This is a genomic window from Enterobacter cloacae complex sp. P13B (genome assembly GCF_014895915.1).
Taxonomy (GTDB): Bacteria; Pseudomonadota; Gammaproteobacteria; order Enterobacterales; family Enterobacteriaceae; genus Enterobacter; species Enterobacter bugandensis.
The window spans coordinates 190,984-208,323 of record NZ_JADBQN010000005.1; the positions used below are offsets into that span (position 1 = coordinate 190,984).

Genomic DNA, 17,340 nt, shown 5'->3' on the forward strand with positions numbered 1-17,340 from the left:
GCACTCCTCAGATAGACAGCTTTTTGACGCGCTTGCCGCCGTACAGCAGGTTCACGATGGCACGGGTGCCGACAATAGCGGTAAACATTGACGTTGCGACACCGATACCGGTTGTAATCGCAAAGCCTTTGATCGCGCCAGTACCCACTGCATACAGGATAAGAACCTTAATCAGTGTTGTTACGTTCGCATCGAAGATAGAGCTGAACGCGCCTTTGTAACCTTCATCAATCGCCTGCTGAACAGAGCGACCATTGCTCAACTCTTCTTTGATACGTTCGTTAATCAGTACGTTGGCGTCGACCGCCACCGCAAGGGTCAGAACGATACCCGCAATACCCGGCATGGTCAGCGTCGCCCCCGGCAGCAGGGACATAATGCCGATGATCAGCACCAGGTTTGCGATCAGCGCGGAGGTCGCAATCAGACCGAACTTCTTATAGAAGAAGATCATGAAGAGGATAGAGACCGCCAGACCGGCCAGACACGCTTCCAGACCCTGCTGGATGTTTTGCATACCCAGGGTTGGACCAATGGTACGTTCTTCAACAATCTGAATTGGCGCAATCAGCGCACCGGCACGCAGCAGCAGCGAGAGCTGACGCGCTTCGTTCGGGTTACTAATACCGGTAATACGGAAGCTGTTACCCAGACGAGACTGGATGTTGGCGATGTTAATCACCTCTTCCTCTTTCACCAGCACCGCACGACCGTTTGCATCTTTCTTACCGCTGTCTTTGTACTCCACGAACAGGGTCGCCATCGGTTTGCCGATGTTGTCCTTGGTGAAGTTAGACATGATGTTACCACCCGCGCTATCCAGCGAGATGTTAACCTGCGGCTGGTTGTACTCATCCTGGCTTGAAGTGGAGTCGGTGATGTGGTCACCGGTCAGGATCACGCGCTTGTACAGCACAACCGGCTGACCTTCGCGGGTCTGTTTCACTTCGGAGTCACCCGGAATACGGCCAGACGCCGCGGCAGACTGATCGACATTGGAGTTCACCAGACGGAATTCCAGCGTCGCGGTCGCACCGAGGATCTCTTTCGCACGCGCGGTATCCTGGATACCCGGCAGTTCAACCACGATACGGTCAGCACCCTGGCGCTGTACCAGCGGCTCAGCCACACCCAGCTGGTTTACACGGTTACGCAGAATGTTGATGTTCTGCTGAACGGCATATTCACGCGCTTCTTTCAGACGCGCATCGGTCATCACCGCACGCAGCTGGTTGCTGCCCTGAGAGGTGATCACCAGGTCACGGTGACGTTGGGTCAGGTAATCTACAGCCTGATCGCGCGCCGCGCTGTCGCGGAACGTGATGCTCATGCCGTAGTTATCTTCCTTACGCACGGTAGTGTATGGGATGCCTTTGTCGCGCAGATCGCTGCGCAGGCTGTCGATATTCTGTTCCTGCAGCTTGCCGAGCGCGGTATCCATATCCACTTCCATCAGGAAGTGAACGCCGCCACGCAGGTCAAGACCCAGCTTCATTGGCTCTGCGTTCAGCGCAGCCAGCCAGCGAGGGGTTGCAGGAGCAAGGTTAAGCGCCACGACATATTTGTCACCCAGCACGCCCATCAGCGCTTCGCGAGCGCGGAGCTGCGTGTCGGTGGTGTCGAAGCGAGCAAGAATTGCACCCTCTTCCAGAGCCACAGACTTAGCGGTAATTTTTTCTTCTTGTAACGTTTTCTGGACCTGGATCAGCGTTTGCTCACTGGCGGCGACACCGCGCGCGCCAGTGATTTGAACGGCCGGATCCTCACCATACAGGTTGGGAAGCGCGTACAGCAGGCCGACGATAATCACGACGACCAGCATGATGTACTTCCACAAAGGATAACGGTTTAACACGGCAGTTCCCTTTGGGAAAAGTTGGGATTACAGCGCCTTCATGGTGCCTTTCGGCAGAACGGCAGCTACGAAGTCACGTTTGATAACCACTTCAGTGGTGTCGTTCAGGGCGATAGCAATGTAGCCGCTTTCAGCCACTTTGGTTACGCGGCCGACCAGACCACCGTTGGTCAGCACTTCATCGCCTTTCGCGATGGAGTCCATCAGCTTTTTGTGCTCTTTGGTACGCTTCTGCTGTGGGCGCAGGATCATGAAGTAGAAGATCAGACCGAACACAACCAGCATCAGGATCAGAGACATCGGGCTGCCCTGCGCCGGAGCACCTGTTGCCGCTACCGCATCAGAAATAAAAAAGCTCATTCAAATTCCCTCATTATTAATATTAATCAACGTTCAACGGTGGAACATCCCGCCCCTGACGTTGGTAAAAATCGGTCACGAAGCTCTCTAATTTACCCTCTTCGATAGCCTTGCGTAAACCAGACATTAAGCGCTGATAGTAGCGAAGATTATGAATCGTATTGAGACGCGCGCCCAAAATCTCATTACAACGATCGAGATGATGCAGATACGCGCGAGAATAATTGCGACAGGTATAGCAATCGCACTCGGAATCGAGCGGGCTGGTGTCACTCTTATGCTTCGCGTTACGGATTTTCACCACGCCATCGGTAACGAACAGATGACCGTTACGCGCGTTGCGGGTTGGCATCACGCAGTCGAACATATCAATGCCGCGACGTACGCCTTCCACCAGATCTTCGGGTTTACCCACACCCATCAGGTATCGTGGTTTATCCGCCGGGATTTGCGGGCAGACGTGCTCCAGAATGCGGTGCATGTCTTCCTTCGGCTCACCCACAGCCAAACCGCCGACAGCGTAGCCATCAAAACCTATCTCTACCAGACCTTTAACAGAGATATCGCGTAAATCTTCGTAAACGCTGCCCTGAATGATGCCGAACAGCGCATTTTTGTTCTGCAGGGAGTCAAAACGGTCGCGGCTGCGCTTCGCCCAGCGCAGAGACATCTCCATAGAGCGTTTCGCGTAGTCCCAGTCTGCCGGGTACGGCGTACATTCGTCGAAGATCATCACGATGTCGGAGCCGAGATCGTACTGAATCTCCATCGACTTTTCGGGATCGAGGAAAATCGGATCGCCGTTGATCGGGTTACGGAAGTGTACGCCCTGCTCGGTGATCTTGCGGATATCGCCCAGGCTGAAGACCTGGAAGCCGCCGGAGTCGGTCAGGATCGGGCCTTTCCACTGCATAAAATCGTGCAGATCGCCGTGGAGCTTCATGATCTCCTGACCCGGACGCAGCCACAGGTGGAAGGTATTGCCGAGGATAATCTGTGCGCCCGTGGCTTCAACTTCTTCCGGCGTCATCCCTTTTACGGTGCCGTACGTGCCCACAGGCATAAACGCGGGGGTTTCCACCACGCCGCGATCAAACACCAGGCGACCGCGACGCGCGCGGCCATCGGTGGTATCGAGTTCAAATTTCATTTTTTCTCCGACGTCAGAAAAACAGTCCAACGTTGTCATACGGTGCCGCGGACTTATTCCCCGACACGCTCATTCAAAGCCAGCGGATTGTACGTGATAAACATCGCGTCCCCGTAGCTAAAAAAGCGATATTTTTGTTCTACCGCAGACTTGTACGCATTCATCGTATGCTGATAACCCGCAAACGCAGAGACCAGCATAATCAGCGTCGATTCAGGCAGATGGAAGTTGGTCACCAGCGCGTCAATCACCTTGTACTGATAGCCCGGGTAGATAAAGATCTGCGTATCGCCAAAGAACGGCTCGATAAGATCGCGCTTTGCAGCCTGCGCAGCGCTTTCCAGTGAACGCACGGACGTCGTACCGACGGCCACGACGCGGCTACCGCGCGCTTTCGCCGCCAGCACCGCGTCCACCACATCCTGCGGCACTTCGGCATACTCGGAGTGCATGATGTGGTCTTCAATGCTGTCCACGCGCACCGGCTGGAAGGTGCCCGCGCCGACGTGCAGCGTCACAAACGCCATCTCAACGCCCTTCGCGCGCAGCTTTTCCAGCAGCGGTTCATCAAAGTGCAGACCTGCGGTTGGCGCCGCGACCGCGCCAGGCTTCTGGCTGTAGACGGTCTGGTATAGCTCGCGGTCGGCCTCTTCGTCCGGGCGCTCAATGTACGGCGGCAGCGGCATATGGCCGATGGCGTTCAGGATGTCGAGCACCGTGCGCTCGTCGTCGAACGCCACCTCGAACAGCGCGTCGTGGCGCGCGGTCATGGTCGCCTTGATGCTTTCGTCATCACCCAGCAGCAGCTCCGCGCCCGGCTTCGGCGCTTTGGAAGCGCGAATATGTGCCAGAATACGTTTATCATCGAGCATACGTTCGACCAGCACTTCAATCTTGCCGCCGCTGGCCTTACGGCCAAACAGGCGCGCCGGGATCACGCGGGTATTGTTAAAGACCAGCAGATCGCCAGGGTTGAGCTTGTCGAGCAAATCGGTGAAAGTACCGTGCGTCAGCTCGCCCGTTGGCCCATCCAGTGACAGTAAGCGACAGCTGCTGCGCTCAGGCATGGGATAGTGAGCAATCAGGGATTCAGGTAGTTCAAAGGAGAAATCGGCGACGCGCATGACGTATACTCGTGACTTAAAAACAGGCGGCATAGTCTAGTGCTCACACCCTTTTGCTGCAACAACTAGCCGCCACTGGACAAATAAAACGCATGAATTTTCTCGCTCACCTGCATCTCGCACACCTCGCTGACAGCTCCCTTTCCGGCAATTTGCTGGCCGATTTCGTGCGCGGCAACCCCGCTGAAGCGTATTCTCCCGAGGTTGTCGACGGGATTTTTATGCACCGCCGCATTGATGTCATCACTGATAATCTGCCCGAGGTGACGGAAGCGAAAGCGTGGTTTCGCCCTGAAACGCGCCGCGTTGCGCCGATCACGCTCGATGTGATGTGGGACCACTTCCTGTCTCGCCACTGGGAACAGCTCTCGCCGGAGATGCCGTTGTCGGCGTTTGTGCGCTACGCCCACCAGCAGGTGTCGATCATTCTGCCCGATTCGCCGCCGCGCTTTGTGAATCTGAATAACTACCTGTGGTCGGAACGCTGGTTGGAGCGCTATCGCGAGATGGACTTTATCCAGAATGTCTTGAATGGCATGGCGAGCCGTCGCCCGCGGCTGGATGCGCTGCGCGACTCCTGGTACGACCTGGATGAGCATTACGATGCGCTGGAGAGCCAATTCTGGCAGTTCTATCCGCGCATGATGGCGCAGGCGAAAAACAAGCAGCTCTGACAGCACGATCATTGATAGGTAAAAGCTGGCGGAACGATTGTCACCACCTCTTTGTCTTATCAACGAACACTCTCTATACTGGCTCGCGTTGCGTTCCAAATAACCTTAGTATCTACAGGAGAATCATATGGTTCTGGTAACTCGTCCGGCTCCGGATTTTACAGCTGCAGCAGTTCTGGGCAACGGTGAAATCGTTGAAAACTTCAACTTCAAACAGCACACCAACGGTAAAGCGACCGTTCTGTTCTTCTGGCCAATGGACTTCACTTTCGTTTGCCCGTCTGAGCTGATCGCGTTCGACAAACGTTATGAAGAATTCCAGAAGCGTGGCGTGGAAGTGGTTGGCGTCTCCTTCGACTCTGAATTTGTACACAACGCATGGCGTAACACCCCTGTCGAAAACGGCGGCATCGGTGCGGTGAAATACGCAATGGTTGCGGACATCAAACGCGAAATCCAGCAGGCTTACGGTATCGAACATCCGGACGCTGGCGTTGCGCTGCGCGGTTCCTTCCTGATCGACGCAAACGGCATCGTTCGTCACCAGGTTGTGAACGATCTGCCGCTGGGTCGTAACATCGACGAAATGCTGCGCATGGTTGACGCGCTGCAGTTCCACGAAGAGCACGGCGAAGTGTGCCCGGCTCAGTGGGAAAAAGGTAAAGAAGGTATGGCTGCGTCCCCAGACGGCGTTGCTAAATACCTGTCTGAGAACGTATCCAGCCTGTAATCGGCACGGTTTACGAAGAAGGCCCGCTTATGCGGGCCTTTTTTTATGCCTTACGCTGCGTCTCTCGCCAGATGCGCCAGGCCATTCCCGCCAGCAGAATTACGCCCGCAATTAGCACGCCCCACACCAGCAGCGCGTTCATCCGGCTCTCCCGCTCGGACGCAGAGGTAGCGGTCAGACGCCCCTCGCCGCCTAACGCGACATCATCCAGAATGTCGGCCTGCGGCAGGTGCTCCATATCATAGGTTTTGCGCAGGTCGGCGGGGATCAGCATGTCAGGTTCCACGCTGGCAGGCTTTGCAGCGCCATTGCCCCAGGCAAGCACGTACGGCGCTTTTCCCTGCGCGTTGAACACCAGATCATAGCGGTCACGATGCCCGGTGACGTCCGGCAGATATTCCGGCAGGCGCGCATTCAGCGTCGTGATTTTCACCGCCTGCACCAGGCCTCCGCTAAGCGAAACCGGTGGAGACGTTTTGCCCTCCAGACGGTAAAGCACCTCTTTTTTCAGGGAGTGCCATATGTCTTTTTCCGTACTCCGCCACGCTATCTCCACGGGAAGGACGCCGTCGCCATTCAGTAAAATGCTGATAGCACTCAGCGGCTGCGGCTGCGCCCAGTGCCACTGCGCTTCGCTTGTCGATAGCTGCTCCCCTACCCCCTCAAGATCGATCGCGTCCGGCGTCGCCCGCGCAGGGGCGCTAATCGCGTTAACGCCGGTTAAGGTCACCCCCTGGCTCTGAGCATTCAGCACAACCAGGAGATAGCGATTCGTATCGGGAGACAAAACGATATCGGTATCGATCCGATCGAGCTTAAGACGATCCTGCCCGCTCATCACGTCCAGCAGCGGCATATCCTCGCGCAGGGTATACCAGCGCTTAAGATCCTCGCTGTAATAGACAGACGCCGTTCCCTGCCACGGCGCCTGAGGGGTATTCCAGAGCAGCTGCAGCTGGGACAGGGCAATCTCACCCGTAGCCTGCTCCGGCAGGGTCACCAGATAATGCTGCCCGGCTGAGGCGGCTTTTTGCCCCTCCAGCACAATCTCTACGCCGTTTCCGGAACGGAGCAGGATCTTATCGCTGCCCTCATCCCCACGCGCAGGCGCAAGCGGTGAGGCGTCCAGAGGAAAGAGGCGCAGCGCCGTGGATTGCGCTGCCACCTGCGGACGCGTCGCGGTGACCAGGCTGAAAGGAACCGGCTCGCCCGACTGGTTAAAGACGCGGACATCATGCAGATCCGGCGACGTGCTCTGCGTATAGACGGCGAGCGGCAGCGTCACCCGATACCACTGGGAAGGAGCAGACGTATCCAGCGAGCGGCCAAAGGCATAGTCCCGGGGCGATTCCGTTTGTACCTCGTCGCAGAACGCCGGGCCTGCAAGCGCCAGCAGAGCGGTACAAGCTACCGCTTTCATCCATTTCATTTTTCATCTCCTGTTTTGGGCGGTAGCGGCGAGAAATACCCCACGATCAGCACCAGTATTGCCACGCCGATAAACGCCACCGCACGCGACAGACCGCCTCCACCCGCGCTGTCCACCAGCATCAGTTTAACCATCACCACGCCCAGCAGCGCGGCACCGCCAAGCCACTCCTGACGGGAAACCCTACGGGTGGCGTGGACCATGATCACCAGCGCGCTCAGCATCCAGAACAGGGCAAACGTGGTCTGGATCAGCCGCGAATCCCACAGCGACGCCATATTCCAGGCCACGTCGCCGTACCAGGCCAGGGCGCGCATCAGCGCACCGTTAAGCCACCAGAAGCCAAACGCCATAATCGCGACAGCAGGCCACGGACGGGCCTGCGAGAGCTGTGTCGGGTAGTAGCGATCCACCGCCCGGTAAAAGACCACCAGCCCCAGCAGCGCGAACGCCGCGCCTTCTTCAAGCGGGTTCACCAGCGGCAGCCAGGTCTGACGATAAACCACGCCGTCCTGGAAATTGGTCACCACCAGCAATACCAGCAGCGCCGCGAGCACGGGGATCGGTGCTATGCACGCGTAGAGCGCGGGCCACTCCCGGAACGGCCACCCGCGACGGCGCACCGCCGCAGAGAGCGCCATAATCACCCCGCCGCCTGCGGCCATCGCCAGCCCGCTGCCCCAGGCCGCCATGCCCCACGGCAGCGACCGGGCAAACCAGTAAAGCTCCGCCGCCAGCGCCAGTAATATCATCCAGAACAGCGCCAGATGCAGCCCCATAGAGATGCGCGGCGCTAAACGAGCGCCGTCGCGCCGCAGCAGCATCAGCGCGGCGGGAAGCGCAATACCCCAGGCCAAATTTGACCAGCCGGCGGCAAACATCTGCTGGTGCGAGAGCTGATAGCCCACCATCACCAGCATCAGCGGCCACAGCAGCCATTTGCTGGCATCCAGCTCCCGCCACGCCAGCCGCGCGGCAACGTATCGCCAGCCCCAGACCGAGACGGCGGCAAGCGCCAGCACGCCTGCCAGAACGGGCAATTCTTGTTTCAGCGCCAGCCGCGACGCGCCAAATAGCGCCACGAGCCAGAACAGCAGCCCGCCTGCCAGCAGCGCCCAGCTAACCGGCAGAAAGAGGTTCCGCCACAGCCAGGCCGCCGTCAGCCAGCAAAGGCTGAGGATGGAGAAGATCAGCAGCAGACTCAGCGCCGTCACGCCATTCGTTTGCGCCCACAGCGCGCTGCCGAGCGCCAGCACCAGCAGCGCCGTGCCGCTATAGCCCATGCGCCGCTGCTGCTGCTGCACGCCCAGCCAGAGGATACCCAGCCCTTCCAGCGCCCAGGCCATCGCCGTCCAGCGCGCGGAGAGCGCTAGCGGAATGGCGAGCGTGGCAAACCCGCCGCCGATGGCCAGCGCCGCAAGAACCAGCGGTCGTCCGAGGGAGGGATAGCGCCGCAGGGCGAGGAACGCGAGGGTGAGATAAAATGCGCCGTATCCCAGCGCGCTCAGCGCAGGGCCATATTCCCAGTGCTGCGTCATGCCGTACTGCATCCCAAAGCCTATCAGCGGCGGGGCAAACAGCAGCACGCCGTCAATAATCTGCTTTCCTTTCTCCTGCGCCCGCAGCGACAGCGCCACGCTCAGCACGCCGAATATCAGCGTATTGGCAATCAGGAACAGCTGGCAGATCCAATAGTCTTCAGGCTGGTACTCACTTAGCCCCCACAGGCCGCCCACGCCAAAGGTAAAGAGCAGCCCGAGCAGGTTGAGCTCGCGCCAGTGCTGCCAGATGCTGATGGCGAGAATGCCGATGGAAAGCAGGAGATAGAAGGAAAACAGCGCCACAAAGCTGCCGCCCCCGGTAGATAGCAGCAGCGGCGCAAGATACCCGCCGAGGCTCGCCAGCATGGCAAGGCTCAGCGCTTTCTGCAGCACGGCCAGCCCAACGCTCGCGGCGCAAATCACCACCAGTAGCGCAAAGGCCAGCGTCATCGGCAGCATCTGCCAGAGCCGGAAGGCGCCAAAGACCGTCAGGTAGAGAATGCCCGTCGCCCCGCCCTGTAAGATAAGCGCGTAGATCGGCTGCTTGTGCCGCAGCCGCCACCCAACCGCCAGCAGCACGATGGCAAACAGCGCCGTCGCCACCAGGCGTAGCTCAAGCGGGAACAGGGAGTGTTCAACGGTATAGCGCAGCAGGAAAGAGAGGCCGAGGAAGAGCAGCAGAATGCCAAGCTTCGCCAGGGGATTACCCTGCATAAACCAGCGCGTCAGCGACGTCACAATGCCGCCAAAGGCAGAAGGCTGTTTAGCCGCAGGCGCAGGGGCCGGAGCGGGTTTTGCCTCGGCTGCGGGAATGTCGGGACGCCAGGGATCGACAGGCGCGGGCGCGTCCTCAGCCACAGGCGCGGTCACGACAGCCGGAGTGACCGCTTGCACCTGTTCTGACTCCGGCGCTACCTGAGCTGCGCCGCGCTGCTCAAGCAACTCAATGCGCTGGCGTAGCCGGGCAATCTCCTGGCGCGCCGCCGTGCTGCGATTAAAGCCAATAACGGCCAGCACGGGCGCCACCAGCAGCGCAAAAACCAGGAATAAACAGCCAAGGATGTATAGCTCGTCCATGTTTCCACCTTCACCGTAAGCGATCCGTTAAGATTGACACAACTCATTGCATTGGCGCTATCCTAAAAGGTGGAAACAATAGCGCACTAGCTGCCGAACCAGATCGTCGCGGATACCGCAGGCAGCGCCAGCACGCCATCCTGTATCGTCGCCTTGCCCTCTTTGTTCGTCCACGTCGCCACCTTAAGCAGCGGCGAATCATCCAGCACCACTTCGCAGGCCTCGCCCCGGTTAATCGCCACCAGCACGCGCTGCTGATTATAGACGCGGACAAAGACCACCACATTATCGTGGGCGTACGCCACCTGACAGCCGCCGTAGCGCAGGGCGAGACTCTGTTTGCGCAGCTTCGCCAGCCGCTGATACAGGCTGAACAGCACCTTATCCTGTTTCTCTGCCTCCCACGGGAAGGTTTTGCGGCAGAACGGATCGTTGTTGCCGTCCAGCCCCACTTCGTCTCCGTAGTAAATGCACGGTACGCCCGGCCAGGTGAAGAGCCAGGTGACCGCCAGCGGCAGACGCGCCACATCCTTGCCGAGCAGGGATTTAAAGCGCGCGGTGTCGTGGCTATCGAGCTGGTTAAACATCCGCAGCTGCTGCTGATGCGACAGGCCAGCGCGATAGTTATCCATCCACGCGGCGCAGGTTTCGGCGTCGATATGGTTCGGATCGTAGGAGATATCGGTGTTAGCCAGGAATCCCCACAGCGGGAAGGTAAAGCCGCGATAGTTCATCGCCGCATCTTCGGCATCGTTTTGCAGCCACTGGCGCGCGTCGCCAAAGTGTTCGCCAAAGACAAACGCCTCCGGCTGGGCCGCTTTCGCCGAACGCGCGATCCCGGCCACGTGCTGAAGGTTATTTCGCGCCCCGCCCGCTTCACCGAGCATATGCACCACGTCCAGACGCCAGCCGTCCATATTCCACGGCGCCTTCAGCCAGTGACGCACGATGCTGTCTTCCCCGCCGTAAATCTCGTTCACCAGTGACGGCGACTGGAAGTCCAGCTTCGGCAGGCTCGCGTAGCCCAGCCAGTCCAGCGCGCGGCCCTCCTCGCTAAAGCTGTACCAGTCGCGCTGCGGCGAATCCGGGTTATGGCATGCTCCCCCCATCGACTGGTTATGCCGGTCAAACCACGCGTGCGAATCGCCGCTGTGGTTGAAGACACCGTCCAGAATGAGGCGCATGCCTTCTTTTTGGGTGTTCTTACGCAGGCGCAGCAGCGCCTCGTCACCGCCAAACTGCTCGTCAACGTGGCGATAATCTTCGGTATCGTATTTGTGTACGCTCGGGGCTTTAAACACCGGGTTGAGGTACAGCGCCGTCACGCCGAGTTTTTTCAGGTACGGCAGCTTTTCGCTGATGCCGTCGAGATCGCCGCCGTAGAACGTCGAGCCGCCCGCCTGCGCCGTCACCGGTTCATCCCATTTTTTCAGGATGATGTCGTGACCCGCGGCATGATGGTAATAGACCTTGTCCTGGCCGGCGGTGCGTTTTTCGCTGCGCGCAAAGCGGTCCGGGAAAATCTGATAAAAGACCTGATCGTTAACCCACTGCGGGCCGTTATCCGGGTAATCGACGGCGAACTGCTCCAGCCGGGCCGGTGGGAAACGGCTAAACCCCTGCGGGGTAAACCACAGCTGACGGTTGTTCCACAAAAGCTTAAAGCTATAGCGACGGCGCGGCTGCCCGCTGCGCAAATCGATATTCGCCCGCCACGCCGTAATCCCCGGCTGCGGCTGGCTGCGCAGCTTGTGCATTTTCAGCCCGGTCTCTTCGTTATCAATTTCGGCGCGGAGCGTCACGCGTTCCGGCTGATTTTCACCCGCCAGCCAGAGCGTAATCACAAGGTTGTCTTTGTTTTGCTTAACAAATGGGGCAACCGGAAGGTGCCAGGCGTTTAACATCACGAATCCCCTCTGATGAAATTGACGTCACCTTGCCACAGGGTGGTTAAGGATAGCTCACCATGACGAGATTTATTGGGGGAGGAGGACGGGGGAGGAGGCAAAAATCCCCTCTCCCGCGAGGGAGGGGGGATAAAAATATTACTGTGCTTCTGCCAATTGACGGTCACGGCGGCACTTAAACACCCAGCCGATCAGCAGCAGAACGATCCACGCACAGCCCACGTACAGGGAAATGCGGGTATCCGGATGGTAGCCAATCAGGCCAATGATAAACACCAGGAAGATCAGCCCGACCACGGTCGTCGCCACCCCGCCCGGCACCTTAAACTTAAGCGCTTTTGCCTCATCCAGCGACAGACGGCGGCGGAAGGCAATCTGCGACAGCAGGATCATGATCCACACCCACACGGTCGCGAAGGTCGCCAGGGACGCAATCACCAGGAAGACGTTCTCCGGCATGATGTAGTTCAGGTAAACCGAGAACAGCAGCGCTACGGTCATCACCACCACCGTCACCCACGGCGTGCCGCGGCGTGAAGTTTTGGCGAACACCTTCGGCGCGCTGCCCTGCTCCGCCATGCCGTGCAGCATGCGGCCCACGCCAAAGACGTCACTGTTGATGGCCGAAAGCGACGCGGTCAGCACCACAAAGTTGAGAATGCTGGCAGCAAAGGCAATGCCCATATGCTGGAAGGTCAGGACAAACGGGCTACCGTTAGTGCCCACCTGGTTCCACGGGTAGATGGACATAATCACGAACAGCGTACCCACGTAGAACACCAGAATACGCATCGGCACCGAGTTGATGGCGCGCGGAATGGATTTCTCCGGATCTTTCGCTTCCCCGGCGGTGATGCCGATAATCTCGATGCCCCCGTAGGCGAACATTACCATCTGTAGCGACATCACCATCCCGAGCCAGCCATTGCTGAAGAAGCCGCCGTTGCTCCAGAGGTTATGGATGCCGGTCGGCTGGCCGCCGTTGCCAATCCCCCAGATGATGATCCCGAAACCCGCCACAATCATGATGATGATGGTCGCGACCTTGAAGAAGGAGAACCAGAACTCCAGCTCGCCGAACACCTTCACGCTCATCAGATTGACGGCGCAAATGAGCAACACCACGCTCAGCACCCAGATCCAGTGCGGCACCGCCGGGAACCAGACGCCCATGTAGATGCCGAATGCGGTTACGTCGGCAATCGCCACAATCAAAATTTCGAAGCAGTAGGTCCAGCCGGTGATAAACCCGGCCAGCGGGCCGAGGTTTTCCTGCGCGTAGCGGGAGAAGGAGCTGGCAGACGGGTTGTGAACCGACATTTCGCCGAGGGCGCGCATGATGATATACGCCGCCACGCCGCCGATGATGTACGCCAGCAGCACGCTTGGACCGGCCATTTTGATGGCATCTGCCGAGCCATAAAAAAGACCGGTGCCGATAGCAGAGCCCAGCGCCATAAAGCGGATGTGGCGCGTGCTCAATCCACGTTTAAGTTTGTTAGTGCTTTCCATTTAAATCTTGCCATTCAACACGAAAAAAACAAAAAACCACGGGGCCTTAAGCCCCGTGGTTAAACAGTTTGTTGCCGTTGATTAATGAGCGTTCGATGTGACCTGACGCCCTGCAGCACGGTCCCAGATAACCGCCAGAACCAGTGCAACAACGGTAGGCATCAGCCAGGCCAGGCCCTGCTCGGACAGCGGCAGACGCTGTGTCCAGGCTGGCAGAATTTCAGCGAACGCTGATGCTTTAATCCCGTCAAGGATACCAAAAATCAGGCTGATAAACATGGCTGGCGCAATAATTCGTGAGGAGTTATGCCACCACGGACGGGTGAAGCTCAGCACCACCAGCACGATGCACGGCGGATAGATCGCCGTCAGCACCGGAATAGAGACCTGAATCAGGTGGCTCAGACCGAGGTTAGACACCGCCATGGAGAAGATACCGAGAATAAACACCAGGGTACGGTAAGAGAGCGGCAGATACTGCGCAAAGAACTCTGCGCAGGCGCAGGTCAGGCCAACCGCGGTTACCAGACACGCCAGGAAGATCAGCGCCGCCAGCAGCATGCTGCCCGCCCCACCGAAGGTGTGCTGAACGTAAGCGTGCAGGATAGCCGCACCGTTCGCGTTCTGATCAACCAGCATCGCGCTGTCAGAGCCCAGGCGGAACAGCGCCAGATACAGCAGCGTCAGGCCCACACCGGCCATCAGGCCAGCCCAGATGGTATAACGGGTCAGCAAACGCGCTTCGGTCACGCCGCGTGAACGCGCGGCGTTAACGATAACGATACCAAACACCATCGCGCCCAGCGTATCCATCGTCAGGTAGCCGTTCACAAAGCCGTTAGAGAACGCGGCGTTTTTATAGGCATCCATCGCGTCGCTAATCGGGCCGGCTGGCCAGATGATGGCCGCCACGGCCAGCACGATCAGCGCTACAATTTTCAGCGGCGCCAGGAAGTTACCTACCGTGTCCAGCAGCTTACCCGGATAGAGGGAAACCAGAATCACGATGGCGAAATAAATCAGGCTGTAGATGAACAGCGGCATCGCGCCGTCGCCGGTCAGCGGGGCGATGCCCACTTCGAAGGAAACGGTCGCGGTACGCGGGGTGGCAAACAGCGGACCAACGGCCAGATAGCAGACGGTTGCCAGCAGAACGCCAGCCACTTTGCCAATCGGGGTGCTAAGGCTATCCACGCCGCCACCGACTTTCGCCAGTGCGATAACGGTCAGTACCGGCAGGCCCACGGCAGTAATCAGGAAACCAAACGCGGCGGTCCAGACGTGTTCACCCGCCTGTAAGCCAACCATTGGAGGGAAAATGATGTTGCCTGCGCCAACGAACAGCGCAAATGTCATAAAGCCCAGCGCGATAATGTCACGCGATTTTAAGTGATGGGTCATAAAACCTTACTGCCTGTGGATGTGGTGTTGAAAACGTTGAGATTTTTCGATTTCCCTGACGGGACGATACAGCCGAAAATTTGCTCAATTTCAGCGGGAAATGCTCCCGTCCTGGCGTGGAGAAGAATAGTTTTTCGATTTACCACGCAAATACAGTCGGTCTGACAGTATCTGGGGGGCAATTTAAACGCTTATAACGTTTAAAGGCAAGGAGGGATCGCAAAACCAGAACAATATGCCAGTATGAAAACGCACACCAGAACAATGCGCTAATTATAGGAAAAACCCATGGCTAATCATGCGAACAAAAAACAGCCAACCGTATAAAATTCACACGCGTTTCGCTTGACTGCAAAGCAAACGGGCCAGCGATGGCTGACCCGTGGAAAGGTAAAATGACACGCCTGCCGTCAGGCGCTCTTTTTGGCAATTAATCGTTCCGGGATAACGAAACTAAAGCGGGTTCCCTTACCCAGGGTACTCTGGATATCAAGACGGCTTTCATGGTGATTCACCGCGTGTTTCACAATCGCCAGCCCCAGGCCGCTCCCCCCCGTCTGCCGCGATCGCGCTTTATCCACCCGGTAGAAGCGCTCGGTCAGGCGCGGAATATGCTCCGGGGCGATCCCCGGCCCGTTATCCTCAACGCTAAACTCGGCGCCTGCCGGCGTATGCTGCCAGCGCACCACGATATCCGTTCCTTCCGGCGTATGGTTTACCGCGTTGTACACCAGGTTGGAGATGGCGCTACGCAGTTCATCCTCGCTGCCCAGCACCTTCAGCGCGTTGTCGACGTCAAAGGTCAGCTGATGTTTTTTATGGCTTAACGTCTGCGCTTCACGCTCGACGACGCGCAGCATCATTGGCACATCAATGGTGTCATTCAGCGCAAGAGAAGGCGCCGCTTCAATCTTTGACAGCGTCAGCAGCTGCTTCACCAGCCCTTCCATACGGTGCGTTTGCTCGCGCATCGTATGCAGCGCTTTTTCACGCGGCGCACCTTCCAGGGTTTGCTCCTGCATCATCTCCAGGTAGCCCTGCAGCACGGTCAACGGGGTGCGTAGTTCGTGGCTGACGTTGGCGAAGAAGTTACGACGCGCCCCTTCCAGCTGGTGCATCTGGGTCACGTCGCGCGCCACCATCAGCCACTGGCGATCGCTGTAGGGCATCACGCGGATTTCCAGATGGCGGCCGTTATTCAGCTTCAGATTGTGGGGACGGGTGAAATCACGCTTTTTCAGGTACAGCGTGAACTCGGGATAACGCAGAAGGTTGAGGATGTTCTGACCATTGTCGTCCGGCCAGCGCAGGCCCAGCAGCTGTTGCGCAAGCCCGTTACACCAGAAAATAGTTCCTTCTTCAGTCGTCAGGATCACCGCATCCGGCAGCGACTCTGCGCCGCTGCGAAAGCGTTTGATCAGGCTTCCCAGCTCGCGGCGACGCTTTTTATTACGCATCTGCATCTGGTGCAGGCCGTACAGCAGCGGCTCCCAGCTGCCGCTTCCCGGCGGCGGGGTCATACTGCGGTCCACCCACAGCCACCAGGAGAGACGCAGCAGGTTCCAGAAATGCCAGGCTAACAGCCCGGTGACCGCCGCCAGCAGAAACCACGGCAGATGCCCAAGTAAGGCCCCCAGAAGAAGGGCCGGAATACAGCATAAGATCAGTTCAAAGACGAGCCTTTTCCATGACAGACGTTCCAGCACGCGTCACACTCCTGTCATTATTCAGAAACGGGTCGAGAAACGATAACCCGTACCGCGGACCGTCTGTACCATGCGATCGTGGCCGCTCAGTTCCAGCGCTTTTCGCAGGCGGCGAATATGTACGTCAACCGTCCGGTCTTCGACATACACGTTAGTTCCCCAGACGTTATTCAGCAACTGCTCGCGGCTGTAAACGCGTTCCGGATGGGTCATAAAGAAGTGCAGGAGTTTAAATTCGGTAGGCCCCATGTCGAGGGGATTTTCGCCGGTCATCACGCGGTGTGACGTTGGGTCAAGGCTGAGGCCCTGCATCTCGATCACCTCTTCGACCGCCATCGGGGAAATACGGCGCATGACGGCCTTAATGCGGGCAACCAGCTCTTTCGGGGAGAAAGGCTTGGTAATGTAATCGTCCGCGCCGGTCTCCAGACCGCGCACGCGATCCTCTTCCTCTCCGCGCGCCGTGAGCATCACCACCGGGATGTCGCGGGTCAGCGCTTCACGCTTCAGATGTTTGATAAACTGCAGTCCGGAGCCGCCGGGCAACATCCAGTCAAGCAGAATCAGATCGGGCCAGGGTTCATTCAGCTGGTTCACCGCGCTGTCATAATCTTCCGCTTCAACCGGCTGGAAGCCATTTTGTTCGAGCACGAAGCACACCATTTCACGAATTGGAGCTTCATCTTCTACGACCAGAATACGTCTCGCCATACTTTGCCCTGTCTTATCTTATTTAAGTTACAAGTTTGTAATGCGGCGCCATTATGCGTCAGATTTATGACAGATTTATGAAAAACAGTACCACTATAAATGGCAAACTGTTGTTTTATTACAGCGGTTATTTTCCTCACACTGACAGTTTATAATCGCCCGC

General features: G+C 58.0%; 13 protein-coding genes. 2 read left to right on the forward strand and 11 right to left on the reverse strand.

The window, feature by feature from the left end; translation table 11 throughout:
- Positions 1-7: 7 nt before the first annotated feature.
- Genes secD through queA form a run of 4 tightly spaced genes read right to left on the reverse strand, consistent with a single transcriptional unit; the run spans position 8 to position 4,489 of the window.
- Entirely contained in the window at positions 8-1,855 is a 1,848-nt protein-coding gene (gene secD, locus IM273_RS02945; protein ID WP_072031998.1) for a protein translocase subunit SecD, read from the reverse strand.
- 27 nt (positions 1,856-1,882) lie between these two features.
- Entirely contained in the window at positions 1,883-2,215 is a 333-nt protein-coding gene (gene yajC, locus IM273_RS02950) for a preprotein translocase subunit YajC (RefSeq protein ID WP_000007630.1), read from the reverse strand.
- Between the two features lie 22 nt (positions 2,216-2,237).
- A complete protein-coding gene (tgt, locus tag IM273_RS02955; RefSeq protein ID WP_045259930.1) occupies positions 2,238-3,365 on the reverse strand; it encodes a tRNA guanosine(34) transglycosylase Tgt in 1,128 nt (375 codons plus the stop codon).
- Between the two features lie 53 nt (positions 3,366-3,418).
- Positions 3,419-4,489, reverse strand: coding sequence for a tRNA preQ1(34) S-adenosylmethionine ribosyltransferase-isomerase QueA (queA, locus tag IM273_RS02960; RefSeq protein ID WP_047367601.1), 1,071 nt, complete (start codon positions 4,487-4,489; stop codon positions 3,419-3,421).
- A gap of 92 nt (positions 4,490-4,581) precedes the next feature.
- Here queA and acpH point away from each other — a divergent pair, with 92 nt between their 5' ends.
- Complete coding sequence (gene acpH / locus IM273_RS02965; RefSeq protein ID WP_136486511.1) at positions 4,582-5,163, forward strand: ACP phosphodiesterase; 582 nt, start codon at positions 4,582-4,584, stop codon at positions 5,161-5,163.
- A 127-nt stretch (positions 5,164-5,290) separates the two neighbouring features.
- Positions 5,291-5,893, forward strand: coding sequence for a peroxiredoxin C (locus tag IM273_RS02970; RefSeq protein ID WP_003859113.1), 603 nt, complete (start codon positions 5,291-5,293; stop codon positions 5,891-5,893).
- A 43-nt stretch (positions 5,894-5,936) separates the two neighbouring features.
- Here IM273_RS02970 and IM273_RS02975 read toward each other — a convergent pair whose 3' ends face one another.
- The 7 genes from IM273_RS02975 to phoB all read right to left on the reverse strand — a co-directional run bounded on the left by IM273_RS02975 (position 5,937) and on the right by phoB (position 17,177).
- Complete coding sequence (locus IM273_RS02975; protein WP_193050710.1) at positions 5,937-7,322, reverse strand: DUF3999 domain-containing protein; 1,386 nt, start codon at positions 7,320-7,322, stop codon at positions 5,937-5,939.
- Entirely contained in the window at positions 7,319-9,940 is a 2,622-nt protein-coding gene (locus tag IM273_RS02980; protein WP_193050712.1) for a DUF2339 domain-containing protein, read from the reverse strand. The genes IM273_RS02975 and IM273_RS02980 overlap by 4 nt, the downstream gene beginning before the upstream one ends.
- Positions 9,941-10,026: 86 nt before the next feature.
- Positions 10,027-11,844, reverse strand: a complete 1,818-nt coding sequence (gene malZ, locus IM273_RS02985) for a maltodextrin glucosidase (RefSeq protein ID WP_193050714.1) — start codon at positions 11,842-11,844, stop codon at positions 10,027-10,029.
- A gap of 141 nt (positions 11,845-11,985) precedes the next feature.
- Positions 11,986-13,359 carry a proline-specific permease ProY gene (gene proY / locus IM273_RS02990; RefSeq protein ID WP_126300314.1) on the reverse strand — a complete coding sequence of 458 codons (1,374 nt, stop codon included), beginning with the start codon at positions 13,357-13,359 and terminating at the stop codon, positions 11,986-11,988.
- An 81-nt stretch (positions 13,360-13,440) separates the two neighbouring features.
- Positions 13,441-14,760, reverse strand: coding sequence for a branched-chain amino acid transporter carrier protein BrnQ (gene brnQ / locus IM273_RS02995; RefSeq protein ID WP_028012134.1), 1,320 nt, complete (start codon positions 14,758-14,760; stop codon positions 13,441-13,443).
- 410 nt (positions 14,761-15,170) lie between these two features.
- Entirely contained in the window at positions 15,171-16,466 is a 1,296-nt protein-coding gene (gene phoR / locus IM273_RS03000; RefSeq protein ID WP_193050716.1) for a phosphate regulon sensor histidine kinase PhoR, read from the reverse strand.
- A 21-nt stretch (positions 16,467-16,487) separates the two neighbouring features.
- Positions 16,488-17,177, reverse strand: a complete 690-nt coding sequence (gene phoB, locus IM273_RS03005) for a phosphate response regulator transcription factor PhoB (RefSeq protein WP_008503265.1) — start codon at positions 17,175-17,177, stop codon at positions 16,488-16,490.
- Positions 17,178-17,340 lie beyond the last annotated feature (163 nt).

Excerpts from the sequence above, each read along its gene's own strand:
- yajC (WP_000007630.1), bottom strand. The coding sequence starts at position 2,215 with ATGAGCTTTTTTATTTCTGATGCGGTAGCGGCAACAGGTGCTCCGGCG.
- tgt (WP_045259930.1), bottom strand. The coding sequence starts at position 3,365 with ATGAAATTTGAACTCGATACCACCGATGGCCGCGCGCGTCGCGGTCGC.
- queA (WP_047367601.1), bottom strand. The coding sequence starts at position 4,489 with ATGCGCGTCGCCGATTTCTCCTTTGAACTACCTGAATCCCTGATTGCT.
- acpH (WP_136486511.1), top strand. The coding sequence starts at position 4,582 with ATGAATTTTCTCGCTCACCTGCATCTCGCACACCTCGCTGACAGCTCC.
- IM273_RS02970 (WP_003859113.1), top strand. The coding sequence starts at position 5,291 with ATGGTTCTGGTAACTCGTCCGGCTCCGGATTTTACAGCTGCAGCAGTT.
- IM273_RS02975 (WP_193050710.1), bottom strand. The coding sequence starts at position 7,322 with ATGAAATGGATGAAAGCGGTAGCTTGTACCGCTCTGCTGGCGCTTGCA.
- IM273_RS02980 (WP_193050712.1), bottom strand. The coding sequence starts at position 9,940 with ATGGACGAGCTATACATCCTTGGCTGTTTATTCCTGGTTTTTGCGCTG.
- malZ (WP_193050714.1), bottom strand. The coding sequence starts at position 11,844 with ATGTTAAACGCCTGGCACCTTCCGGTTGCCCCATTTGTTAAGCAAAAC.
- proY (WP_126300314.1), bottom strand. The coding sequence starts at position 13,359 with ATGGAAAGCACTAACAAACTTAAACGTGGATTGAGCACGCGCCACATC.
- brnQ (WP_028012134.1), bottom strand. The coding sequence starts at position 14,760 with ATGACCCATCACTTAAAATCGCGTGACATTATCGCGCTGGGCTTTATG.
- phoB (WP_008503265.1), bottom strand. The coding sequence starts at position 17,177 with ATGGCGAGACGTATTCTGGTCGTAGAAGATGAAGCTCCAATTCGTGAA.